Raw genomic sequence first — 22,181 nt, 5'->3', positions numbered from 1 at the left:
TGGTGGAACCGGCATTTCGCCCCCAACCCGTGGGCCGACGTCTGTCCGCCCTTCTCGGGGTGGGTGTGGTCGTATTCGGTGATGTGGTCGAGGTCGCCGTCCCAGGCGGGTCGGTTGCAGCCGGGCCAGGTGCAGAACAGATCTCGGGCACGCACGTAGGCGTCGAGTGCTGCGGAGGGGCGGTAGGGGTTCGATGGTTGAGTCGCCGGGAGTGGGGTGTCGGTGCCGTCACCCAACGGCCGGATGATCGTGCGGGGGTCGGCGGCGAGGTCGCGGACGTGGGCTCCGGAGATGATCCCGATGCCGGGGAGGAACCCGACGCCGTCGACGAAGTCCAGGCCGACAGGCTCCTCGCATCCCCGGGAGTGGTCGGCCGCGTCGCCGGCGGTAGCCGCGCCACCGAGCTCGGTCGAGTCCCCGCTGTCACCGGTTCCGGCGGTGACGGTCGGCCGGTCCGATGGCACCGCCTCCGTCGCAACCGTTTCCGTCGCAACGGGTTCCGCCGCGACCGACTCGACCGAGGCCGAGCCCGCGGCCACCGGTTCCGGCGCAGGCGATTCCGGTGCCATCGTCTCGGCCGAGACCGGATTCGCTGCACTGTCGGCCTCGACCTCGTCGGTGTCGGTCTGGGCGTCGGGCCGAGGCGGCGCGGCGGCGTTCAGGTACGGCCGCGGGAGGTGCTGCGGTGACCGGCAGACCCTCTCGTTCTCGGGCGCGGGGACGGGGCCGGTGAGGGTGGTGGTGTCGGTGACGAGGTGGATCACGATGCGGGGCGCGTTCGCCGCGAATGTGGTGAGGTCGATGTTCTTGTAGCGGCAGTCGGTGATGGGGCGGTCGCAGTCGCACCCGAACTTGGTTTGGGTGATCAACGCGTAATGCGCATCGGAGGCCTGCGCGGCCTTGGAGCGGGTGTCCTTCGGGCACACCTGCTCCGCCAACCGTCGCACGGCCGCGTGGAGCGCGACGATGTCCTCCGCCGGCCGGGTGTCCGTCGCCGACGCCAGGCCGTCGCGGCCGATCTCGACGGTGAACTCCCGATTTCGCTTCGCCTTCTCCCGCCGGGCGCGGACGGCATCGGGATCACGGCGGTCGACCATCGTGTCCACCATGGCCTCCATCCGCGCCGGCGACCACGACCCCGCTCTGCGGAGAGCGCGGGCGATGTCGGCGTCCACCAACGCCGCGTAGCACTGCCCTTCGATGAGTTCGGTGCGGGAGACGATGGTGCGGATGTGATGCGGGGTGACGACCCCGTCCCGCAAACATTCCGCCACGAGAGGGAGCCGGTCGCGGAGGGCGACGGCGTCGGTGAGCAGGGTGCGGGCCGCCCCCTGGGTGATCGACAACGTGGTGGCGATGGTGGCGGCGCAGCGGGTGTGCGCGTCGAGCTCACGCCGGTCTTCGTCTTCGAACGGCTCCACCAGTTCGGCGTGCATGGCGGCGGCGAGCTGGTACTCGAACCACTTCAGGTAGGCCACCCCCGCCGTCGCGTGGACCAGCGCATCCAACGCCTGCGGCGCAGGAAGGTCACAGGTAGCAGGCAGACCGAGGGCGGCGTGGTCGAGCGCAGCCCACGGCACGGTGCTCGTCGCACCTGCCCCCACCTGCACACCCGCCATACCGTCGACCCCCCAGTCGCTCGTATGTTCGAGTGTACCGGCACCCACCGACACGGTCCATGACACGCACGCACGAACCCCGCGGCCCGTCGGCCCTACCGACCGCGGACCATCGCCTTCCGAAGGCGCTCGGCGGAATTCTCGAGCCCCAACTCGGCCGCAAGGGCGTCCAACCGCCCGGGATCGACGGGCTCGGTGGGGAGGTCGTCGGACTTCGACCACAGAATTTCTGCATCGGTCACCACCCGCACCACGGGGAGGGCCGCGTCGATGTACTCCCGCGCCGCCGCGAGCTTGGCGCGCATCCCTGCGGCGAGGTCCGTGTCGCCCGAGTCGGCGGCGGCCAGCAGGGCCTCGAGCGACCCCCACCGCGTGATGAGCGACGACGCCGTCTTCTCGCCGACGCCCTTGACCCCGGGCAACCCGTCCGACGAATCTCCGCGCAGTAGAGCGAGTTCCGCGTAGGCGGGTCCGGGCCGATCGGTCGGCACGCCGTACTTCTCGGCGACCTCGGCAGGCCCGAAGAGCTCCGCCTTCGCCAACCCGCGGCCGGCGTAGAGGACCCGGACCGGAACCGGCTCGTCCGCCACCACCTGCAGCAGGTCGCGGTCACCGCTGACGACCACCACGCGGTCACGACGTTCCGTGGCGGCGAGGGTGCCCAGAACGTCGTCGGCCTCGAGTCCTTCCGCGCCGGCAGTGGCGATCCCCGCCGCCGTCAGGAACTCGAGAATGAGATTCACCTGCGGGCCGAGCGCGTCGGGCGCTTCCTCCGCATCCGGCCCGGCCGCCGACTCCTCGAGCACCCGGTGCGCCTTGTAGGACGGAACGAGGTCGACCCGGAACGTCGGCCGCCAGTCCAGATCGAGGCACACGGCGAGCCGCGTGGGCTGCGTGCGGGTGATCAGGGAGGCGACCATGTCGACGAAGCCACGGACCGCGTTCACCGGCCGTCCGTCGGGCGCAGTGATGGATTCGGGGAGCGCGTGGAACGCGCGGAACCACAGACTGGCGGCGTCGAGCAGCAGGACGGTGCCGGGGACGGAATCGTCGGTCATGGTGGCTCATCCTGCCGCATCGGGCCGTCCGGGCATCGACGGACGGCCCCACCTCGATAACCTGGCGGCATGACGCGTTTTCCTGCCGAGGTGTACCGAGATCGACTGAGCCGGGCGGCGGAGCTGATGCGCTCCGCCGGCGTCGGCGCGCTGCTGGTGACGCCGGGTCCGGACCTCGCATACTTGCTCGGATCCCGCGCCGAGTCCTTCGAACGTCTCACCTGCCTGGTGGTCCTGGCGGACGCGGCGCCGTTCGTCGTGGTCCCGCGAATAGAACTGGCGGCCCTGCAGGACTCGGCTGCCGAGGACCTCGGCCTCGAGCTCCGCGACTGGGTGGACGGGCAGAACCCCCACCGCATGGTGACCGACGCGGTGCCGCCTCGGGCACGCGTCGCCGTGGCCGACGCGATGCCCGCGCTGCACCTGGTCCCGATCGCCGACGAGCTGGGATCCGTGCCCGCTCTCGCGACACCGGTGCTCCGCGAGCTGCGCATGGTCAAGGACGCGGCGGAGATCGACGCCCTGCGGCAGGCCGGGTCGGCGATCGACCGCGTCCACGCCCGCATGGCCGAGCTCTTGGTGGTCGGGCGCACCGAAGCCCAGGTGGCGCAGGCGATCTCGGCCGCCATCGTCGAAGAGGGGCACACCGAGGCGGCGTTCGTCATCGTCGGCTCCGGCCCCCACGGAGCCGATCCGCACCACGAGGTGTCCGACCGCGTCGTCGAGACGGGCGACGTCGTCGTGATCGACATCGGCGGGCCGGTCGAACCCGGCTACTACTCCGATTCGACGCGGACGTACGTGATGGGGGAGCCGACTCCCGAGATCGCGGCTCGGGTCGCCGTTCTCGAGCGCGCCCAGCAGGCGGCCGTCGACGCGGTGCGCCCGGGCGTGACGGCGGAGGCCGTGGACGCCGCCGCACGCGACGTGCTGGCCGCCGAGGGACTCGCCGAGGTGTTCCTGCACCGCACCGGCCACGGCATCGGCCTGTCGGTCCACGAGGAGCCGTACATCGTGGGCGGCAACGACATTCCGCTCACCGAGGGCATGGCCTTCAGCATCGAGCCGGGCATCTACTTCCGCGGGGACTGGGGTGCCCGCATCGAGGACATCGTGGTGGTGACGGCCGACGGGTGCGAATCGGTCAACACCCGCCCGCACGGGCTGACCGTCCTCGCGGGCCGATGACACTCGACCACCTCGCGACCATCGCGCGCGAGGGAGACCGCCTGGCCGCCATGCCGGCCGACGCGCTGTCCGCGCCCGTCCCGACCGTGCCGGGGTGGACCCTCGAACACGTCGTGCGCCACACCGGCAAGGTGCACCGGTGGGTCGCGAGCGTCCTGCGGGCCGGCCCGGGTGCCGACGTCGCGCGCATCGCTCGGGAAGACGTCGCGTCGTTGCCGAAGGGCCCGGAGGCGCTGGAGGCCTACCGCGAGTCACTGCACGACGTCATCGAGGTGCTGACGGAGACCGATCCGGAGCGGCCCACCGAGACGTTCGTCGGACTGCGGACCGCCGCGTTCTGGCGCCGCCGCACCGCGCACGAGGTGAGCGTGCACCGGATCGACGCCGCCGACGCCGTGCATGCCGCCGGGGGTCCGGTGCCCGAACCGCTCGACGCGGAGTCCTCGGCGGACGGTATCGCCGAGCTCACCGAGCTGCAGTACCGATTCCGGCTCGCCGCGGACCGCCTCGACCCTGCGGCCGTGGGATCGACGGTCCACCTCCACGCCACCGACCGCGCCGACGTCGAATGGGTGATCACCCTCGGCGAGGACGGAGTCACGGCGCACCGGGGGCACGAGAAGTCCTCGGTCGCGCTGCGAGGGGACACGGCCGCGCTGCATCTCACGTTGTGGCGTCGCCGACCGGTGGAAGCGCTCGACACGGTCGGCGATCTCGCCGTCGCCCGAGTCCTGCTCGAGGCGTCTCGCTTCTGAGGATCGCGATCCCGACGTCAGTCGCGCAGGGACGCCGACCCCAGGACGCGCTGCACCGTGATCTCGACGACGACACGCTGCGGGTTCTCCCGCGGCGGCTTGTAGCGGGCGGCGTAGCGGTTCTCGGCGTCGCGCACGCTCTCGGCGTCGCGAACCACGCGCGACGGGCCTTCGAGGGTCAGCCACCGGGCCCCGTCCACCTGGGTCACCGCGGCGTACCCGCCGCGCTCGGCGGTGCGCACCTTCTGCGACCCCTCACGGGTGATGACCCGCGCGACTCCGGCCTCGGGGTCCCACGTGAACCCGACGGCGACGACGTGCGGTGTCCCGTCCGGACGCAGGGTCGCGAGCGTCGCGAGATGGCGCTCGGTGAGGAACGCGACGGCGTCGGCGTTCAGGGACGAAGCGTCGCTGGGCATGCCGTCACGGTACCGGGGGACCGCGACCGTCGGTCGGTGGAGGACGTGGAGGACACTGGTGCGGTGACCGATCCCGGAACCGTGCTGCTGTTCGGCGGACGTAGTGACATCGGCGTCGAATTGGCCGCCCGGCTCGCGCCCGGACGACGGGTCGTGCTGGCCGCTCGGCGCAGTCACGACCTGGCGGACTCGATCGCCCGTCTGGACTCCGCCGGCGCCACGGCGGTCGCGACGGTGGAGTTCGACGCCGACGACCTCGGGTCCCACGCCGACGTCCTCGCCCGAGCGGAGTCCGAGCACGGGCCGATCGGCACCGTGGTGGTCGCGTTCGGCATCCTGGGCGATCAGGCACGCGCCGAGACCGACGCCGCGCACGCGGCCGCGATCGTGCACACCGACTACACCGCACACGTCCACCTGCTGACGCTGGTCGCGGATCTCCTGCGGCGGCGAGGGTCCGGTGAGATCGTCGTCTTCTCCTCGGTGGCCGGGGTGCGAGTTCGCCGCGCCAACTACGTCTACGGCTCCGCGAAAGCAGGTCTCGACGGGTTCGCCTCCGGTCTGCAGGATGCGTTGCACGGCAGCGGAGTTCGGCTGGTGCTGGCGCGGCCGGGCTTCGTGATCGGGTCGATGACGGAGGGCATGTCGCCCGCGCCGATGTCCAGTACGCCCGAGCAGGTGGCCGACGCCGTCGCGACGGCTCTGCGGACCGGACGCGACACCGTCTGGATTCCGGGGAGATTGCGTCCGGTCTTCGCGGTGATGCGTCTGCTGCCGCGGGCGGTGTGGCGGCGGATGCCGCGATGACGCCGATCGATGTCGTCGGGATCGGCGCCGACGGGTGGGACGGCCTCGCGTCGGCGTCGCGCCACGCGGTGGCCGCGGCAGAGGTGCTGTTCGGTTCGTCACGCCAGCTCGATTCCGTGCCCCTCGACGCCTCTGGTGCACAACGCATCCCGTGGCCCACGCCCTTGCTTCCGACGTTGCGGGCGACACTCGACGAGCACGCCGATCGGCGACGGTGCGTCCTGGCGAGCGGCGATCCCATGTTCCACGGGATCGGAACGACGCTGGCGCGTCTCGTCGGCGCCGACACCCTCCGGGTGTTCCCGCATCCCAGTTCGGTCTCGTTGGCGTGTGCGCGACTCGGGTGGTCGCTCCCCGACGTCGAGGTGGTGTCCCTCGTCGCCCGCGACCCCGCCACCGTGCTGCCCGCGCTGCACCCGTCGGCGCGGCTGATCGTGCTCGCCGAGAACGACACCACCCCGACTGCCGTCGCGACCCTGCTGCGGGAGAACGGATTCGGCGATGCCCGGATGACCGTGCTCGAATCGCTGGGTGGCCCGACCGAACGCGTCCGGAGCACGACGGCGGGCGACTGGCGGACCGACGACGTCGATCCGCTGAACGTGATCGCCGTGGAGGTACCGGTCACCGGACCACGCCGGACCCGCAACCCCGGTCTGCCCGACGACGCCTACTCCGGCGACGGTCAGCTGACCAAGCGCGAGGTTCGTGCCCTCACGCTCGCTTCGCTCGATCCCGCACCGGGAGAACGGCTCTGGGACGTGGGTGGCGGATCGGGCAGCATCGCGATCGAGTGGATGCGGACCCATCCGCGGTGCCGCGCCGACACCTTCGAGCGGGTCCCGGAGCGGGCTCGCACCATCGCCGACAATGCCCGCGCGTTGGGCGTCCCCGGTCTCGAGATTCACGGCGCCGCCCCGGCCGCTTTCACCGACGCGCCGACACCTGATGCGATCTTCGTCGGGGGCGGGGCGACGGCACCGGGCATGCTCGACGCCTGCTGGGCCGCACTGCGACCCGGTGGGCGCATGGTGGTCAACGCCGTCACCGCCGAGACCGAGGCGCTGGTCTTCCACTGGTTCACCGAGCACGGCGGCACGCTGCGCCGCATCCAGATCCAGCGGGGGGAGCCGGTGGGCGGCTTCACCGGGTGGCGCCCGCAGATGCCGGTGACGCAGTGGTGTGTGGTGCGCGCATGACCGTGTACTTCGTGGGCGCGGGCCCCGGCGCCGCGGACCTGATCACCGTCCGGGGCGCGAGGATCATCGCGTCGAGCCCGGTGTGCCTGTACGCGGGATCGCTGGTGCCACGGGAGCTGTTGGCGACCTGCCCGGCCGAGGCGCGAGTGATCGACTCCTCCCGGATGACCCTCGACGCCATCGTCGCCGAGATGGTCGACGCCACCGCCCGCGGCGAGGACGTGGCCCGCGTCCACTCGGGCGACCCGTCGCTCTACAGCGCCGTCGCCGAGCAGGCCCGCCGCCTCGACGCGGCCGGTGTCGACTACGAAATCGTGCCGGGCGTCCCGTCGTTCGCCGCCGCGTCGGCCGCCCTGAAGCGGGAACTGACCGTTCCGGAGGTGTCGCAGACCGTCGTCCTGACGCGCATCTCGACGCTGTCGACGGCGATGCCGGACGGCGAGGACCTCGCGACCCTCGCGCGCAGTCGCGCCACGATGGTGATCCACCTCGGCGCGCGGCAGATCGACCCCATCGCCGTCGAACTGGCGCGGCACTACGGCGCGGACTGCCCGGTGGCCGTCGTCGCGTTCGCGAGCCGGGACGACGAGACGATCGTGCGCGGGACCCTCGCCGACATCGCGGCGGCGACCGTGGCCGCCGGCATCGTCCGCACCGCCGTCATCGTGGTCGGCCGTGTCCTCGCGGCGGAGGGATTCCCGGACAGCTTCCTGTACTCGAGCGCCCGACGCGCGCTCGATCACTAGCCACCGGCTGCTCTCGTCGGGTCCTGGTTAGGCTCGATCCATGCACGTTCTTCTTCTCGGCGGGACGTCGGAGGCCCGCCAGCTGGCGGCCGCACTGCACGGACGCCGAGGCGTCACGGTGACGTCGTCGCTGGCGGGCCGGGTCGCCGATCCGGCACTGCCCGTCGGCGAGGTCCGCAGCGGCGGCTTCGGTGGAGTCGACGGGCTGCGCGCGTGGCTGCGCGAGCACGACGTGACGCACCTGGTGGACGCCACGCACCCGTACGCGGAGACCATGACACGCCACGCGGTGCAGGCCGCCGCCGACGAATCCGTGCCGCTGATGGTGCTGCACCGGGCGCCGTGGTCGCCGCTACCCGACGATCGGTGGGTGTCGGCGGCGTCGACGGCGGACGCGGCCGCCGTGATCGCGGATCACCCCGAGTGGCGCCGCGTTCTGCTCACCATCGGACGGCAAGGTGTCCATCACTTCGCGCACCTCGACGATCGCGAGTTCACGGTGCGGTGCATCGACCCGCCGGAGGACCCGATGCCACCGCGGACGACGGTGCTGGCCGAGCGCGGACCGTTCGACCTCGACTCCGAACGAGAGTTGTTCGCGCGCACGGACACCGACGTTCTGGTGACCAAGAACAGCGGCGGCAAGCTGACCTCCGCCAAACTGCGCGTCGCCCGTGAGCGTGGTCTGCCCGTCGTCGTGGTGGAACGTCCGCCGTTGCCCGAGAACACCCCGTTCGTGTCGACGGTGGCGGACTGCGAGCGCTGGGTGCTGACCACCAGACCCGTCAGGCCCGAGCGGGATCGTTCGAGTACCGACGAGACGTGAACACCCGCGGCGACGGACCCGAGCGGTCCACCGCCGTCGTCGACGCGCCGATGATGAGCAGGCATCGCATGTCGATCGTCTCGGGATCGAGGTCGATCAGATCGACCACCGTCACCGTCTCCTCGGGACCGGAGACGTCGCGGCCGACGATCACCGGCGTCGCCGGATCCCGGTACTCGAGCGCGATGTTCTTGAGCGCGGCGACCTGGTGCCGACGGGTGCGGGAGGCGGGGTTGTAGATCGAGACGGCCATGTCCGCTGCCGCCACCGCCCGCAGACGACGCTCGACGACGTCCCACGGCTTGAGTCGGTCCGACAACGAGATCACGGCGTAGTCGTGCCCGAGCGGCGCACCCACCCGGCTGGCGACGGCGTTGGCCGCCGTCACCCCGGGACACACCCGGACCGGAACGTGCTGCCACCGCGGCTCCGCAGCCACCTCGAGCACGGCGGCGGCCATCGCGAAGACGCCGGGATCACCCGACGACACGACCACCACCCGCGACCCGCGGTCGGCGAGGTCGAGGGCCATCTCGGCTCGCTCCGACTCGACGCGGTTGTCGCTGGCGTGCCGACGCTGTCCCGGCCTGACCGGCACCCGGTCGATGTAGGTGGTGTAGCCGACCAGGTCGGTCGCGCGCGCCAGTTCCTCGCGGACCTCCGGCGTCGTCCAGCGGTCGTCGCCCGGGCCCAGGCCGACGACGACCACCTCGCCCGCGACAGGGGCGGCGGCCGCGGCGTACGACGGGCTGGGGATCACGGCGATGGAGAAGTACGGCACGGCCGATTCGTCGACGTCGGCAAGGGCACCGACCCGCTCGCCACCGGTGCTGGCGCGCTCGACGTACCGCGCCTCGGCCAGTCGGCCGGCGTCCGAGAGCGCCTGTCGCACAGCGGGAAACGTGCGCCCCAACTTGAGGATTGCCGCCGAGTCCGTCTCGCGGAGGCGACGGGTGAGCTCCGGCCCCGGCAGGGTCCCGGGCAGCACGGTCAGCACCTCCTCGCCTTCGACCAGGGGTTCGCCGAGCGCGGCGGACGCGGCGCTGACGCTGGTGACCCCGGGCACGATCTCGGTCTCGAAACGCTCCGCCAGGCGCACGTGCATGTGCTGGTACGAGCTGTAGAAAAGCGGGTCGCCGGCGGCCAAGAGCGCCACGGACCGACCCGCCGCGAGGTGCACGGCCAGACGCTCCGCAGCCTCGGTGTAGAAGTCGGCGATGGCGCCGTCATACCCCAGCGGATGATCGGTCGTCCCGGTGGTGACCGGGTAGACCAAGTGCTCCTCGATCTGATCGCCGCGCAGGTACGGCTCCGCCGTGCGCCGAGCGATGCTGCTGCCGCGGGCGCTGTGGAACGCGACCACGTCGGCGTCCGCGATCACGCGGGCGCCCTTCACCGTCACCAGCTCGGGGTCACCCGGGCCGATCCCGACGCCCCACAGCTTGCCGGTCACTCCTGCTCCGTCGCCAGCGCGTTGACGGCGGCCGCCGTGATCGCGCTGCCGCCCCGACGCCCGAGCACCACCAGGTGATCGAGTCCGAGCGGCGACGCCACCAGATCGTCCTTCGACTCGGCCGCGCCGATGAAGCCGACCGGGCCGCCCACCACCGCGGCCGGACGCGGCGCGCCCGCCTCGAGCAGCTCGAGCAAACGGAACAGAGCGGTGGGCGCGTTCCCGATCGCCACGACCGCGCCGTCCAGCCGGTCGACCCAGAGATCCACCGCGGCAGCCGTTCTCGTCGTGTCCAGAGCCCGCGCCATCTCCGGAACCCGAGGATCGTTCAGCGTGCAGAGCACCTCGTTGTCCGCCGGCAATCGTCGCCGCGTGACCCCCGCCGCCACCATCGTGGCGTCGCACAGCACCGGTGCGCCGGCGCGCAACGCGGCACGGCCCTTCGCGACGACGTCGGGCGTCGAGGCGATGGACTGCGCGAGATCCACCTCGCCGCAGGCGTGGATCATCCGCACCACGACCTGGGCCACGTCGGCCGGAAACGCCGACAGATCCGCCTCCGCGCGGATGGTCGCGAACGAGCGCCGGTAGATCTCGTCGCCGTCGCGCACGTAGTCGTACATGGGACTCCACGATAGGGAGACGGGTCGCTAACGGTGCCGACGCCCCCGACGATGTGACTGTCACCACCATCACGCCGACGATCCCCGGGAGCAACCGTGACCCACACCGTCCGCCGCGCCACCCTCGCCCTGCTCACCGCCGGCGCCGCCGCCGGAGCGGTCCTCGTCCCCGGCGTCGCCGCGGCCGCGCCGGTGCGGGGGCCGGACCTGCAGGTGGTGCGCTCGAACGAGCCTTGCTCGGGCACGGTGGTCAACCGCGGCGACGTCGTCGCAAGTGGGGTTCGAGTGCAGTGGGCCGGTCTCGTGTTCGACAACACCGGCATCGGCGACATTGCGCCCGGTGGCTCTGCGCGGTTCGGCTACATCGGGTGCGGTATCAGCAGGTCCATTCCCGTCTTCGTGATCGCCTACGCGGGCAACGGCGAGGCCTACCCCTTCGACAACGTCGCGCAGGTGAACCCCTAGGTACGGCGGTACCCGTCGTCCGTCGCCACGACATCGGTGACGTCGCCGGCGGGTCGGCCGCACCGACGCTCGCAGCCCACCCAGTGTTCGCGACCCGCGCCGATCTCGCCCGCGGCCACCGCCGCGTCGAGGTCCGCGCGGACGTCGGCGCGGGACTTGGCGCAGCCGGGGGAGCCGACGCACGAGCTCACCCGAGCCCAGGGCGACTCCGCGTCGAAGATCAGCCCCATGGGGGCGAGGACCCGCACCACCTGTTCGGCCGCCCACTCGTCGAGGTCCACCAGGACGAGCGAGCGCCACGGCGTGACGATCACGTCGCGGTCCACCGCGGCGAGGAATTCCACCGTCCGGGCCGGCAGCACCCCGTGCGCGACCGTCGCCCCCAGGGCCACCGTCGCGTCGTGCTGCACGAACCACCCGATGGGCGCCGTCTCGGACGGCGAAAAGGGGAGGGGCGGAGCGGACGCCGACACCGACAGCCGGTCCAGGACGTCGGCCGCGCCGCCCGGCAGTTCCGTGACCCGCCAGTGCCCGTCCCGCGCGTCACGGAAGGCGCGCGCCGCCGCGAGCATCACGTCGACCGCGTCGGCTCGGCCGAGTCGCACCCCGGTGTCGTCGCCGCCGAGGACCAGCGCGAACTCGTCGTCACCCGTCGCATGGACCCCGATGTCGGCGCCGAGCCCGGAGACGTCGCCACGCCCGTCGTCGAGCGCGAACAGAATCCGGCCGGGCAGATCGGCGAGAGAGGGGTCCGCGCGCAGTCCGGCGTCGAGGTCGGCGACGAGGCCCCGCACGTCCGTGCCGGCGGGCCCGGTCCCGTCCACCCGACCCGACAGCGGGGAGGCGAGGATGTTCCGCACCCGCTCGTGCGTCTCCGACGGCAGCAGTCCGGCCTCGGCGAGACGCCGGGCGAGCTCGTCGGGATCCGATACCGCCCGCAGTTGCACGTTGCCGCGCGAGGTGAGCACCAGGTCACCGTCGCCGAGCTCGGTCGCCGCGCCCGCGAGCACGGCCAGCTGGGCGGAGGTGACCCGGCCGCCGGGGAGACGCACTCGCGCGAGGGCCCCGTCCGCCGCGACGTGTATCTGCAACGCGCCGGGGCAGGCGTCGGGACGGGTGCGGTCGGGCGAGCTCACCGGTCCAGATTACGGACGCGCCCGTGCTCGCCGTACGATCACGCCAGGAGCAGCGGGGAAGCCGGTGGGAATCCGGCGCGGTCGCGCCACCGTGACCGGGGATGCCAGCCCGGAAGTCGGACCTCGGGCTGCTCGCCGACGACACTCTGCCGATGGGGCGCGAACACCCCGAGGAAGGCACCACCGCATGATTCTGCTGCTCTCGACCTCCGACACCGACCTGCTCAGCGCCCGCGCGAGCGGTGCCGACTTCCGGTGGGCCAACCCCTCCCGTGTCCTGGTCGACGAGCTCCCCGCCCTCCTCGACGGCGTCGACCTCGTCGTCGTGCGCATCCTCGGCGGCCGCCGCATGTGGGAGGCGGGCATCGACGCCGTCCTCGGCTCGGGCCTGCCCGTGGTGATGCTCGGCGGCGAACAGGCCCCGGACGCGGAACTGATGGAGCTGTCGACCGTGCCCGCCGGTGTCGCGGCGCAGGCGCACCAGTACCTCGCCGAGGGTGGTGCCGAGAACCTCCGCCAGCTCGCCTTCTTCCTCTCGGACACCGTGCTGCTCACCGGACACGGGTTCGCCGAGCCCGCACACCTTCCGACGTGGGGCCACCTGGCACGACCCGGCAGCTCGTCCGACGGGCCCACCGTCGCCGTCCTGTACTACCGCGCCCAGCATCTCGCGGGGAACGTCGGCTACGTCCACGCGCTGTGCGACGCCCTCGCCGCGCACGGTGCCCGGCCCCTGCCGATCTACTGCGCGTCCTTACGCAACGCCGACGCCGACTTGCTGGCGACGCTGCGGCAGGCCGACTCGATGGTGGTGACGGTGCTCGCCGCCGGTGGCACCAAGCCCGCCGGTGCGTCCGCCGGTGGCGACGACGAGGCGTGGGACGTGGCCGAGCTGGCCGCCCTCGACGTTCCGATTCTTCAGGGACTCTGCCTGACCAGCCCGCGTGCGACCTGGGAGGGGAACGACGACGGTCTCTCGCCGCTCGACGTCGCCACCCAGGTGGCGGTGCCGGAATTCGACGGCCGCATCATCACGGTGCCGTTCTCGTTCAAGGAGTTCGACGACGACGGCCTGAGCACCTACGTCCCGGATCACGAGCGGTGCGCGCGCGTCGCGGGCATCGCCGTCCGGCACGCGCTGCTCCGTCACATCCCGGCCGCGGACAAGCGCGTCGTGCTGATGCTGTCGGCGTATCCGACCAAGCACGCCCGCATCGGCAATGCCGTCGGGCTCGACACCCCGGCGTCCGCGATTCGCATGCTGACCCTGATGCGCGAGCACGGGTACGACGTCGGCCCCGAGACGGGCGACGACGCCGTACCGGGGCTCGCCGCCCGCGACGGTGACGCCCTCATCCACGCCCTCATCGCCGCGGGTGGGCAGGACGCCGACTGGCTGACCGCCGAACAACTCGAGGGCAACCCGATCCGCATCTCGGCGGCGCGGTACCGCCGGTGGTTCGCGACGCTGCCCGACGACCTCCGCGAGGGCGTCGTCGAGCACTGGGGCGAGGCGCCCGGCTCGCTCTACGTCGACCGCAGCGCCGACCCGGACGGTGAGATCGTCATCGCCGCACTGCGATTCGGCAACGTCGTCCTCATGGTGCAGCCGCCACGCGGGTTCGGCGAGAACCCCGTCGCGATCTACCACGATCCTGACCTGCCCCCGAGTCACCACTATCTCGCCGCCTACCGGTGGCTGGCGGCCCCCGTCGACGACGGTGGGTTCGGCGCCGACGCGGTGGTGCACCTGGGCAAGCACGGCAACCTCGAGTGGCTGCCGGGCAAGACGCTGGGCATGTCCGCCTCCTGCGGGACCGACGCCGCGCTCGGCGATCTGCCGCTGATCTACCCGTTCCTGGTCAACGACCCCGGCGAGGGGACCCAGGCCAAGCGCCGGGCCCACGCGACGCTGGTGGACCACCTCATCCCGCCGATGGCGCGGGCCGAGAGCTACGGCGACATCACCCGGCTCGAGCAGCTTCTGGACGAACACTCGAACATCTCTACCCTCGACCCCGCCAAGCTCCCGGCGATCCGTCAGCAGATCTGGACGCTGATGACGGCGGCGCAGATGCACAAGGACCTCGGCCTCGAGGAGCGGCCCGACGAAGAGGTCTTCGACGACATGCTCCTGCACGTCGACGGCTGGCTCTGCGAGATCAAGGACGTCCAGATCCGCGACGGGTTGCACGTGCTCGGCGAGGCCCCGCACGGCGAGGCCGAGGTGGATCTGGTGCTCGCGATGCTGCGCGCCCGGCAGATGTGGGGCGGCGAGCGGACAGTGCCCGGACTGCGGGAAGCGCTCGGACTCAGCGAGGACGGCGACGAGGCCCGCACGTCCGTCGACGCGATCGAGGAGCAGGCGCGCGGTCTGGTGGCGGCCCTCGCCCGCGCGGACTGGGCCGAGAGCGCGGTCGACGACATCGCGGCCGGCCTGCCGGCCACCGTCGCGGACATCCTGCGCTTCGCCGCCGTCGAGGTGGTGCCGCGCCTGCGTGCGACCGATCAGGAGGTCGAGCGCGTCCTGCATGCCCTGAACGGCGGATTCGTCCCCGCCGGACCCAGTGGCTCGCCCCTGCGCGGGCTGATCAACGTGCTACCGACCGGGCGCAACTTCTACTCCGTGGACCCGAAGGCCGTGCCGTCGCGCCTGGCGTGGGAGACGGGCCAGGCGATGGCGGAGTCCCTTGTCGCCCGGTACCTGGCCGATCACGGCGAGTACCCGTCGTCGGTCGGGCTGTCGGTGTGGGGGACCAGCGCGATGCGGACCTCGGGCGACGACGTCGCGGAAGTGTTCGCCCTACTCGGCGTCGCGCCCGTGTGGGACGAGGCCTCGCGCCGCGTCACCCGCCTCGAGGCGATCTCGCTCGCGGAGCTGGGCCGCCCGCGCATCGACGTCACGGTCCGCATCAGCGGGTTCTTCCGCGACGCCTTCCCGCACGTGCTCGCCCTACTCGACGACGCGGTCCGCCTGGTCGCCGGGCTGGACGAGCCGGCCGAGCAGAACTACGTGCGCGCCCACATGCAGGCGGACCTCGCCGAGCACGGCGACGAGCGTCGGGCCACCACTCGGATCTTCGGATCCAAGCCGGGCACGTACGGCGCGGGGCTGCTGCAGCTGATCGACAGCAAGAGCTGGCGCAGCGACGACGATCTCGCGCAGGTCTACACCACGTGGGGCGGCTTCGCGTACGGGCGCGGCCTGGACGGTGTTCCGGCGGCGGACGACATGCGCGCGTCGTACCGTCGCATCGCGGTGGCGGCGAAGAACACCGACACCCGCGAGCACGACATCGCCGATTCCGACGACTACTTCCAGTACCACGGCGGCATGGTGGCCACGGTGCGGGCGCTGACCGGATCGTCGCCCGAGGCCTACATCGGCGACAGCACCCGGCCCGAGTCCGTGCGCACGCGCACCCTGCACGAGGAGACCTCGCGCGTCTTCCGCGCCCGCGTGGTCAACCCCCGGTGGATGGACGCCATGCGGCGTCACGGGTACAAGGGCGCGTTCGAGATGGCCGCCACGGTCGACTACCTGTTCGGGTACGACGCCACCACGGGCGTCGTGCAGGACTGGATGTACGAGAAACTCACCGAGAACTACGTCCTCGACGAAACCAACCGCAAATTCATGGAGACTTCCAATCCGTGGGCGCTGCACGGTATCTCGGAACGTCTGCTCGAGGCCGTCGAACGCGGCATGTGGGCGGAGCCGGACCCGGCGATGCTCGCCGACCTGCGCGCGGCCTACCTCGAGGCCGAGGGCGAGCTCGAGGGCAGCTGAACGCCTAGTCTGGTGCGCATGACGAACCCCTTCGGTGAGGTCGGTACCGCGAAGTACGTCCTGTTGACCACGTTCACCAAGGACGGCACCCCGAAGCCGACGCCCATCTGGGCCGCCCTCGACGGTGAGGAATTGCTCATGTGGACGCAGCGGGAGTCGTGGAAGGTCAAGCGGATTCGAAACACCCCGCGCGTCACCGTTGCCACCTGCGACCGCAGCGGCAACAACGCCGGGCCCGCGCTCGAGGCCACCGCGGAGGTTCTCGACGACGCCGGGACCGAACGGGCGCGGAAGGCCATCGCCGCCAAGTACGGCCTGGTGGGGAAGATCGGTGTCACCTTCTCCGCCCTGGTCAAGGGCAAGTCGAGCACCGTGGGTCTGGCCGTCCGCCGCGCGTGAGCGGTCGGCGCGCCGCGCTGATGCCCCCTAGCGCGCCGCGCTGACCGACGACATGTGGAAGTCCGGGACGCGCAACGGCGGCATGGCCGCGCGGGTGAACCAGTCCGACCACTCGCGCGGGAGCGTGGGGACGGTGCCGCCCGCCTCGGTGGCTCGCCGGAGCAGGTCGAGCGGGCTCTCGTTGAAGCGGAAGTTGTTGACCTCCGCCGTGATCCGGCCGTCCTCGACGAGGTAGACCCCGTCGCGCGTGAGGCCCGTCAGCAGGAGGGTCGTCGGATCGACCTCGCGGATGTACCAGAGCGTCGTCAGCAGCAGGCCACGCTCGGTGCGGGCGACCAGGTCGTCCGTCGTCCCGCCGGCGCCGCCGGTCATGACGAGGTTGTCGCCCAGCGCGGTCGGGCGGGTACCGAACTCCGCGGCCGCGCTACGCGGATAGGCCAGCGCGGAGATCACGCCGTCGTCGATCCACTCGACACGCTCGGCGTCCACACCGTTGTCGAACACCGACACCGAGTCCGACGAGGACTCGGCGACCACGAAGGGCGCGTATTCGAGGCCCGGTTCGGCCGGGTCGGAGTACAGCGTCAGGCCGAGTGTGCCCAGCCGCTCGCCGACGCGAGTGCCACCGCCGGGCGCGGACAGTGCGGTTCGGCCCTCCTGCGCACCGCGCCCGTCCATCGACCACATGAGGTCGATCATGAGATCCGCGACCGCCGACGGCGGCAGGATCGTCTCGTAGCGACCCGCCGACAGCTCGACCCGCCGCGCGGACCAGTCGAGGCGCCGGGACAGCTCCGCCAACATCCCGTCGACGTCCAGGCCGACGAAGTCCCGCGTGTGCGTACCCACCCAGGCGCTGGCGCCGTCCAACAGCCCGCCCCGCTTGCCGTTGATCTCGAACGACCCCGTGGGTTCGACGGTGCGTCGGCGCACGCCGGTGGAGGTGCCGAGCCACAGAGTGCGCACGGTGTGCCGGGCGAATCCGAAGAGCGCGTCCGCGCCGTCGAATCCCCGGGCGAGACCGGGCACGATCGACTCGAACACCTCGATGCTGCTGCGGGCGGCCACGTCGCCCCAGCCGGCGTCCGGCTGCTCACCGGCGATCAGCGGCATCGCGTCCGCGGCCGGGGGAGCGGTGCGCGCCGCGTCCTCGGCGGCGCGGACCACGGCGACGACGTCGTCGGGATCGGCACTGGTCGACGACACCGTGCCCACCCTCGTCGTCTCGCCGTCGCGCACGATGGACACCACCGTCCACGCCCGACTGTCGGCGATGCCGTTGGTGGTCATGGAGTTGCCGGCCCAGCGCAGCGACGACTCGGAGACGTCGGCGACCAGCACGACGGTGTCGCTCACGGTCGCGGCGAGCAGGGCACGCTCGACCAGGTCGTGTCCGGCGAGAACCACGGGTGCACTCATCGGTCACCCTCCGTTCTGGTGTTGAGGACGTTCACGCCGCGGAACAGCGCGGCCGGGCACCCGTGGGAGACCGCCGCCACCTGACCGGGTTGGGCCTTGCCACAGTTGAAGGCGCCACCGAGACGCCACGTCGACGGTCCGCCGACCGCCTCCATCGAGCCCCAGAACTCCGTCGTCGTCGCCTGGTACGCGAGGTCGCGGACCTGACCCGCCAGCCGGCCGTTCTCGATGCGGAAGAAGCGCTGGCCGGTGAACTGGAAGTTGTAGCGCTGCATGTCGATCGACCACGACTTGTCCCCGACGACGTAGACGCCGCGCTCGACGTCGGCGATGAGATCGTCGACGGTCCGATCGATCGCCGGGTCGGGCTGCAACGACACGTTGGCCATCCGCTGGATCGGCACGTGCTGCGCCGAGTCGGCGTAGGAGCACCCGTTGGACCGGTCCAGTCCGAGACGATGGGCGAACACGCGATCCAGCTGGTAGCCCACCAGGACGCCGTCCCGCACCAGGTCCCACGACTGCGCGGCCACGCCGTCGTCGTCCCAGCCCACCGTGGCCAGGCCGTGCGGCTCGGTGCGGTCGGCGGTGACGTGCATGACCGGACTGCCGTACTGCAGCGTGCCGAGGCGATCGGGCGTCGCGAAGGACGTGCCCGCGTAGGCCGCCTCGTAACCGATCGCGCGGTCGTACTCCGTGGCGTGGCCGATCGACTCGTGGATGGTCAGCCACAGATTCGTCGGGTCGATCACCAGATCCGTCGGTCCCGGCTCGACCCCCGGTGCGGCGATCTTCTCGCGCAACCAGTCCGGGATCCGCGCGAGCTCGTCGTCCCAGTCCCACAGACCGTCCGGGCCGGCGCCGTCGCCCACCAGGTACTCCCAGCCCCGACCGGTCGGCGGCGCGAGCGTGCGCATCGAGTCGAACCCCGCGTCCCCGCCCACGGACACCGCCTCGAGCTGAGGGTGCAGTCGCACGCGCTGCTGGGTGATGCGGGAGCCCGCCAGATCGGCGTAGAACGTCTGCTCCTTGACCTGCTGCACCGACGCGGTCACGTGATCGACCCCGTCCGCCGCGGACAGGCGAGCGGACCAGTCCGCCAGCAGGTCGGTCTTCTCCGCCGTCGGCACCTCGAACGGGTCGATCGCATAGTCGCTCACCCGCACGGCGTTCTCGTACACCGGCTCCGGCGCCAGGATCACCGGGTCCCGGTTCAAATCCCGCAGCGCCAACGCGACCCGGACCGCGGCGCTCGCCGTCGCCACCGCGTCGTCGACGCGCAGCCCGGCACCGGACGCGAACCCCCACGTGCCGTCCACGACCACGCGCACGGCCAGGCCCACCGCGCGGCCGTCGACCGCCGACTGCACCGCGCCGTCGCGCAGATGCAGGGACTGCGTGAGCACGCGGTGCACGCGCAGATCCGCGTGGGTGGCGCCCGCCGCCCGGGCCGCGGTGAGGGCCGCGTCCGCGAGGGCGTGCAGGGGGAGAGCCAGGAAATCGGCGTCGACGTCTCTCACCGGCGTCACGCTAGCCGAACTGTTGCCACCCGAGACGGATGACGAGAGCCACGACCACCACCAGCAGCACGACACGCACGAAGCCGGCGCCGCGCGCCAGCGCCATCCGCGATCCGACTACGGACCCCGCGACGTTCGCCGCCGCCATGGCGAAGCCCAGCGCCCACAACACGTCGACCGTCAACGAGAAGAACGCCAGTGCCCCGAGGTTGGACCCGAGGTTGATCACCTTTGCCATCGCCGCGCTGCGCACGAACTCGGTCCCCAGCAGGGTGGCGAAGGCGATGATGAGGAACGTTCCGGTCCCCGGCCCGAGGATGCCGTCGTAGAACCCGATGGCCACCGCGGCCGTGATCACCACGACCGTGATGCGACGACGGGTGGGCGGCTCGCCGATCACCACCCCCACCGTCGGACGCGCCGTCACCAGGATCGCGACACCGACCAGCACGACCAGCACGATGGGGACGAAGAGGTCCTTGTCGATCAGACCGACCACCGCGGCCCCGCACGCCGACCCGGCCGCGGCGAGCATTCCGGCCGGCGCCATCAGCCGCCACCGAAGTGGGACCTTGCGGGCGAACGTCACCACCGCGGCGGACGTCCCGGCCACCGCGGCCAGCTTGTTGGTGGCGAGGATCGTCTGCTGCGTGGTCGCCGCGGGGGTCACCAGCAACAGGGCGGGCAGCAGGATCAACCCACCGCCGCCCACGACGGCGTCCACCCAGCCGGCGGCGAGGGCGGCCGAGAGCAGCACCGACCAGTCACCGACTCCCATGCGGGTCATTCGATCACAGCTAGAGTTCGACTCCGATGCGCCCGCTCACCACCTGGTTCCGGTCCCACCCGTTCGCGGCGGACGGCCTGCTCGCCGCCGCGCTCTTCGCGCTGGAGCTCACCGGCCTGGCGGGCGTCGGTGAACCCGTGGTCACCGTCGCCCTCGCCCTGGCGCTGGCGACGGCCCTCGCCTGGCGTCGCCGCGCCCCGCTGGTGAGCGCCTGGGCGATCTATGCACTGCTCGTGCTCGGCATCGTCGCCGACCGCATCGTGCGGTTCTCCGACGCGCCGCCGCCGGGCCAGCTCTTCGCCGTGGTCATGCTCTACACGCTCGTGCTCTACCGAGACCGGCGCCTCGCGGCCCTGTACGCGGCCGCGCTCCTCGTGGCGGAACTGGCCTCGCGGCTCGTCCTCGGGACGGACTTCGTCTTCACCGCGTTCTTCTTGCTGCTCTACCTGCTCGCCTGGATCACCGCCGCCTACCTCGGCGCGCGCCGCGCGTACATCGCCGAGGTCAGCGCCCGGCTCGCCGTGGCGGAGGCCGACCGGGACCGGCGGGCCGTCGACGCCGTCTCCGCCGAACGCACCCGCATCGCGCGCGAACTCCACGATGTCGTCGCCCACGCGGTCAGCGTCATGATCGTCCAGGCGGACGGAGCCGGGTACGCCCTCCGCGCCGACCCGGACCGCGCCGAGGCCGCGCTGCGCAACATCTCCGCCACGGGCCGGTCCGCCCTCGCCGAACTGCGTCGCACCGTCGCCCTCCTGCGCACCGACGACGCCGGGACCGCCCACCCGGAGTACGGCACGGCCGCCCTCGCCCGGGTCGTCGAGATGATGCGCGCGGCCGGACTCACCGTCTCGATGGAGATGACCGGCGACCTCGACGCCGTGCCCCCGTCGATCGCGCTCGGCGTCCACCGCGTGGTCCAGGAGTCGCTCACCAACGCCCTCCGGCACGGCGGGGATCGGCCGCGCGCGGCCGTCGTCGTCACGCGGGCGGACGACGCGGTGACGGTCTCGGTGACCAACACCCCGCGCCGACCGGGGGCGACCCCGCCGCCTAACACCGCGGTGCCGGGCGTCGAACTCGCCGGCAGCGGGTCGGGATTCGGGGTCATCGGCATGCGCGAACGGGTGGCCGTGCTCGGGGGCGACCTTCAGGCCGGCTCCCTCCCCGCCGGCGGTTGGCGGGTGCGCGCCGTCCTGCCGCTCGATCCGGCGGACACCCCGGCGCAGAAGGGTCTCGGGGCATGACAGGGTGTCCGGCATGACGGTGTCGGTGCTGGTGGTCGACGATCAGGAACTGATGCGTATGGGCTTGTCGATGGTCCTCGGGGCGCAGGCCGACCTCGAGGTCGTCGGCGAGGCCGCCGACGGGGCCTCGGCCCTCTCGGCGGTAGAGCGGCTCCGTCCCGACGTGGTGCTGATGGACGTGCGCATGCCGGGCCTCGACGGGGTCCGCGCCACCGAGCGCATCACGGCGGATCACCCCGACGTCCGGGTGGTCGTGATGACCACGTTCGATCTCGACGAGCACGCACTGGGCGCGCTGCGGGCGGGTGCCAGCGGATTCCTGCTCAAGGACACGCCGCCGGAGGATCTGGTCTCCGCGATCCGCAGCGTCGCGGCCGGGGACGCCGTCGTCTCGCCGCGTGTGACCCGTCGGCTGCTGAGCAACCTCATCGCCGAGCCCCCCGCCGAGCCTCGACCGAGTCCCGAGATCGACTCGCTCACCGACCGCGAACGCGAGGTGCTCCTGCTGATCGCCGCGGGAAAGTCCAACGCCGAGATCGCCGCCGAACTGGTCCTGTCCGAGGCCACCGTGAAGACCCACGTGGGCCGCGTGCTGGCCAAGCTGGGCCTGCGCGACCGGGTCCAGGCCGTGGTCCTGGCCTACGAGCGCGGGCTGGTGCGGCCGGGCGCCTGATCCGGGAGGACGGGACTCGGGAGAAAAAGACGACGCTCGGACGTTGACCGGA

The 22,181-nt window shown here is 72.0% G+C and carries 20 protein-coding genes; 11 read left to right on the top strand and 9 right to left on the bottom strand.

The window, feature by feature from the left end:
• Positions 1-1,619, bottom strand: a 1,619-nt coding sequence (locus BMZ18_RS18415) for a DUF222 domain-containing protein (RefSeq protein ID WP_074922372.1), incomplete at its 3' end; no start/stop codon positions are given.
• A gap of 95 nt (positions 1,620-1,714) precedes the next feature.
• Positions 1,715-2,677 carry a 5'-3' exonuclease gene (locus BMZ18_RS18410; protein WP_068366098.1) on the bottom strand — a complete coding sequence of 321 codons (963 nt, stop codon included), beginning with the start codon at positions 2,675-2,677 and terminating at the stop codon, positions 1,715-1,717.
• Between the two features lie 69 nt (positions 2,678-2,746).
• Between BMZ18_RS18410 and BMZ18_RS18405 the strand changes: the two genes are divergently transcribed.
• Together BMZ18_RS18405 and BMZ18_RS18400 are read left to right on the top strand one after the other, a co-directional pair.
• Complete coding sequence (locus tag BMZ18_RS18405; RefSeq protein ID WP_068366096.1) at positions 2,747-3,865, top strand: M24 family metallopeptidase; 1,119 nt, start codon at positions 2,747-2,749, stop codon at positions 3,863-3,865.
• On the top strand, positions 3,862-4,620 hold the full coding sequence (locus BMZ18_RS18400) for a maleylpyruvate isomerase N-terminal domain-containing protein (RefSeq protein WP_068366094.1): 759 nt from the start codon (positions 3,862-3,864) through the stop codon (positions 4,618-4,620). The genes BMZ18_RS18405 and BMZ18_RS18400 overlap by 4 nt, the downstream gene beginning before the upstream one ends.
• 17 nt (positions 4,621-4,637) lie before the next feature.
• On the opposite strand, the gene BMZ18_RS18395 is transcribed toward BMZ18_RS18400, so the two are convergent.
• Positions 4,638-5,039 carry a PPOX class F420-dependent oxidoreductase gene (locus BMZ18_RS18395; protein WP_068366092.1) on the bottom strand — a complete coding sequence of 134 codons (402 nt, stop codon included), beginning with the start codon at positions 5,037-5,039 and terminating at the stop codon, positions 4,638-4,640.
• A gap of 45 nt (positions 5,040-5,084) precedes the next feature.
• On the opposite strand from BMZ18_RS18395, the gene dprE2 reads away from it, so the two are divergent.
• Genes dprE2 through BMZ18_RS18375 form a run of 4 tightly spaced genes read left to right on the top strand, consistent with a single transcriptional unit; the run spans position 5,085 to position 8,617 of the window.
• The gene (gene dprE2, locus BMZ18_RS18390; RefSeq protein WP_068366104.1) at positions 5,085-5,846 is read left to right on the top strand and encodes a decaprenylphospho-beta-D-erythro-pentofuranosid-2-ulose 2-reductase; all 762 of its coding nucleotides are present in this window, start codon (positions 5,085-5,087) and stop codon (positions 5,844-5,846) included.
• Positions 5,843-7,045 carry a bifunctional cobalt-precorrin-7 (C(5))-methyltransferase/cobalt-precorrin-6B (C(15))-methyltransferase gene (locus BMZ18_RS18385; RefSeq protein WP_068366106.1) on the top strand — a complete coding sequence of 401 codons (1,203 nt, stop codon included), beginning with the start codon at positions 5,843-5,845 and terminating at the stop codon, positions 7,043-7,045. The genes dprE2 and BMZ18_RS18385 overlap by 4 nt, the downstream gene beginning before the upstream one ends.
• A complete protein-coding gene (gene cobM, locus BMZ18_RS18380) occupies positions 7,042-7,791 on the top strand; it encodes a precorrin-4 C(11)-methyltransferase (protein ID WP_068101345.1) in 750 nt (249 codons plus the stop codon). The genes BMZ18_RS18385 and cobM overlap by 4 nt, the downstream gene beginning before the upstream one ends.
• Positions 7,792-7,831: 40 nt before the next feature.
• Positions 7,832-8,617: a cobalt-precorrin-6A reductase gene (locus BMZ18_RS18375; RefSeq protein ID WP_068366088.1), complete on the top strand. Its 786-nt coding sequence runs from the start codon at positions 7,832-7,834 to the stop codon at positions 8,615-8,617.
• On the opposite strand, the gene cobJ is transcribed toward BMZ18_RS18375, so the two are convergent.
• A complete protein-coding gene (gene cobJ, locus BMZ18_RS18370; protein ID WP_068366086.1) occupies positions 8,577-10,070 on the bottom strand; it encodes a precorrin-3B C(17)-methyltransferase in 1,494 nt (497 codons plus the stop codon). The two genes, BMZ18_RS18375 and cobJ, sit on opposite strands and share 41 nt — an antisense overlap.
• Positions 10,067-10,693 (bottom strand): precorrin-8X methylmutase, encoded by a 627-nt coding sequence (locus BMZ18_RS19915; protein WP_068366085.1) that lies wholly within the window; start codon positions 10,691-10,693, stop codon positions 10,067-10,069. The genes cobJ and BMZ18_RS19915 overlap by 4 nt, the downstream gene beginning before the upstream one ends.
• 96 nt (positions 10,694-10,789) lie before the next feature.
• On the opposite strand from BMZ18_RS19915, the gene BMZ18_RS18360 reads away from it, so the two are divergent.
• On the top strand, positions 10,790-11,158 hold the full coding sequence (locus BMZ18_RS18360; protein ID WP_068366083.1) for a hypothetical protein: 369 nt from the start codon (positions 10,790-10,792) through the stop codon (positions 11,156-11,158).
• On the opposite strand, the gene cobG is transcribed toward BMZ18_RS18360, so the two are convergent.
• Entirely contained in the window at positions 11,155-12,294 is a 1,140-nt protein-coding gene (gene cobG, locus BMZ18_RS18355; protein WP_068366081.1) for a precorrin-3B synthase, read from the bottom strand. The two genes, BMZ18_RS18360 and cobG, sit on opposite strands and share 4 nt — an antisense overlap.
• Before the next feature lie 187 nt (positions 12,295-12,481).
• Here cobG and cobN point away from each other — a divergent pair, with 187 nt between their 5' ends.
• Positions 12,482-16,084 carry a cobaltochelatase subunit CobN gene (gene cobN / locus BMZ18_RS18350; RefSeq protein ID WP_068366079.1) on the top strand — a complete coding sequence of 1,201 codons (3,603 nt, stop codon included), beginning with the start codon at positions 12,482-12,484 and terminating at the stop codon, positions 16,082-16,084.
• Between the two features lie 18 nt (positions 16,085-16,102).
• Positions 16,103-16,483 (top strand): PPOX class F420-dependent oxidoreductase, encoded by a 381-nt coding sequence (locus BMZ18_RS18345; protein ID WP_068366077.1) that lies wholly within the window; start codon positions 16,103-16,105, stop codon positions 16,481-16,483.
• Between the two features lie 27 nt (positions 16,484-16,510).
• On the opposite strand, the gene BMZ18_RS18340 is transcribed toward BMZ18_RS18345, so the two are convergent.
• The 3 genes from BMZ18_RS18340 to BMZ18_RS18330 are packed head-to-tail and all read right to left on the bottom strand — an operon-like array spanning position 16,511 to position 20,200.
• Positions 16,511-17,902, bottom strand: a complete 1,392-nt coding sequence (locus BMZ18_RS18340; RefSeq protein ID WP_068366076.1) for a metallopeptidase TldD-related protein — start codon at positions 17,900-17,902, stop codon at positions 16,511-16,513.
• A complete protein-coding gene (locus tag BMZ18_RS18335) occupies positions 17,899-19,431 on the bottom strand; it encodes a TldD/PmbA family protein (RefSeq protein WP_068366075.1) in 1,533 nt (510 codons plus the stop codon). Before BMZ18_RS18335 ends, BMZ18_RS18340 begins: the two co-directional genes overlap by 4 nt.
• A gap of 1 nt (position 19,432) precedes the next feature.
• Positions 19,433-20,200: a TSUP family transporter gene (locus BMZ18_RS18330; RefSeq protein WP_068366102.1), complete on the bottom strand. Its 768-nt coding sequence runs from the start codon at positions 20,198-20,200 to the stop codon at positions 19,433-19,435.
• A gap of 35 nt (positions 20,201-20,235) precedes the next feature.
• Between BMZ18_RS18330 and BMZ18_RS18325 the strand changes: the two genes are divergently transcribed.
• Both BMZ18_RS18325 and BMZ18_RS18320 read left to right on the top strand, forming a co-directional pair.
• Positions 20,236-21,456: a sensor histidine kinase gene (locus BMZ18_RS18325; RefSeq protein ID WP_068366072.1), complete on the top strand. Its 1,221-nt coding sequence runs from the start codon at positions 20,236-20,238 to the stop codon at positions 21,454-21,456.
• Between the two features lie 13 nt (positions 21,457-21,469).
• On the top strand, positions 21,470-22,129 hold the full coding sequence (locus BMZ18_RS18320) for a response regulator (protein ID WP_068101378.1): 660 nt from the start codon (positions 21,470-21,472) through the stop codon (positions 22,127-22,129).
• Positions 22,130-22,181: the final 52 nt, after the last annotated feature.

It is taken from the genome of Rhodococcoides kroppenstedtii (assembly GCF_900111805.1).
GTDB classification, from domain to species: Bacteria; Actinomycetota; Actinomycetes; order Mycobacteriales; family Mycobacteriaceae; genus Rhodococcoides; species Rhodococcoides kroppenstedtii.
The sequence above is the reverse complement of the archived record's forward strand: the minus strand, read 5'-3'. Positions and strand labels throughout refer to the sequence as shown.

Coding starts and splice junctions, on each gene's coding strand:
- BMZ18_RS18410 (WP_068366098.1), bottom strand. CDS start 2,677: ATGACCGACGATTCCGTCCCCGGCACCGTCCTGCTGCTCGACGCCGCC.
- BMZ18_RS18405 (WP_068366096.1), top strand. CDS start 2,747: ATGACGCGTTTTCCTGCCGAGGTGTACCGAGATCGACTGAGCCGGGCG.
- BMZ18_RS18400 (WP_068366094.1), top strand. CDS start 3,862: ATGACACTCGACCACCTCGCGACCATCGCGCGCGAGGGAGACCGCCTG.
- BMZ18_RS18395 (WP_068366092.1), bottom strand. CDS start 5,039: ATGCCCAGCGACGCTTCGTCCCTGAACGCCGACGCCGTCGCGTTCCTC.
- BMZ18_RS18385 (WP_068366106.1), top strand. CDS start 5,843: ATGACGCCGATCGATGTCGTCGGGATCGGCGCCGACGGGTGGGACGGC.
- cobM (WP_068101345.1), top strand. CDS start 7,042: ATGACCGTGTACTTCGTGGGCGCGGGCCCCGGCGCCGCGGACCTGATC.
- BMZ18_RS18375 (WP_068366088.1), top strand. CDS start 7,832: ATGCACGTTCTTCTTCTCGGCGGGACGTCGGAGGCCCGCCAGCTGGCG.
- BMZ18_RS19915 (WP_068366085.1), bottom strand. CDS start 10,693: ATGTACGACTACGTGCGCGACGGCGACGAGATCTACCGGCGCTCGTTC.
- cobN (WP_068366079.1), top strand. CDS start 12,482: ATGATTCTGCTGCTCTCGACCTCCGACACCGACCTGCTCAGCGCCCGC.
- BMZ18_RS18345 (WP_068366077.1), top strand. CDS start 16,103: ATGACGAACCCCTTCGGTGAGGTCGGTACCGCGAAGTACGTCCTGTTG.
- BMZ18_RS18340 (WP_068366076.1), bottom strand. CDS start 17,902: ATGAGTGCACCCGTGGTTCTCGCCGGACACGACCTGGTCGAGCGTGCC.
- BMZ18_RS18330 (WP_068366102.1), bottom strand. CDS start 20,200: ATGGGAGTCGGTGACTGGTCGGTGCTGCTCTCGGCCGCCCTCGCCGCC.
- BMZ18_RS18325 (WP_068366072.1), top strand. CDS start 20,236: ATGCGCCCGCTCACCACCTGGTTCCGGTCCCACCCGTTCGCGGCGGAC.
- BMZ18_RS18320 (WP_068101378.1), top strand. CDS start 21,470: ATGACGGTGTCGGTGCTGGTGGTCGACGATCAGGAACTGATGCGTATG.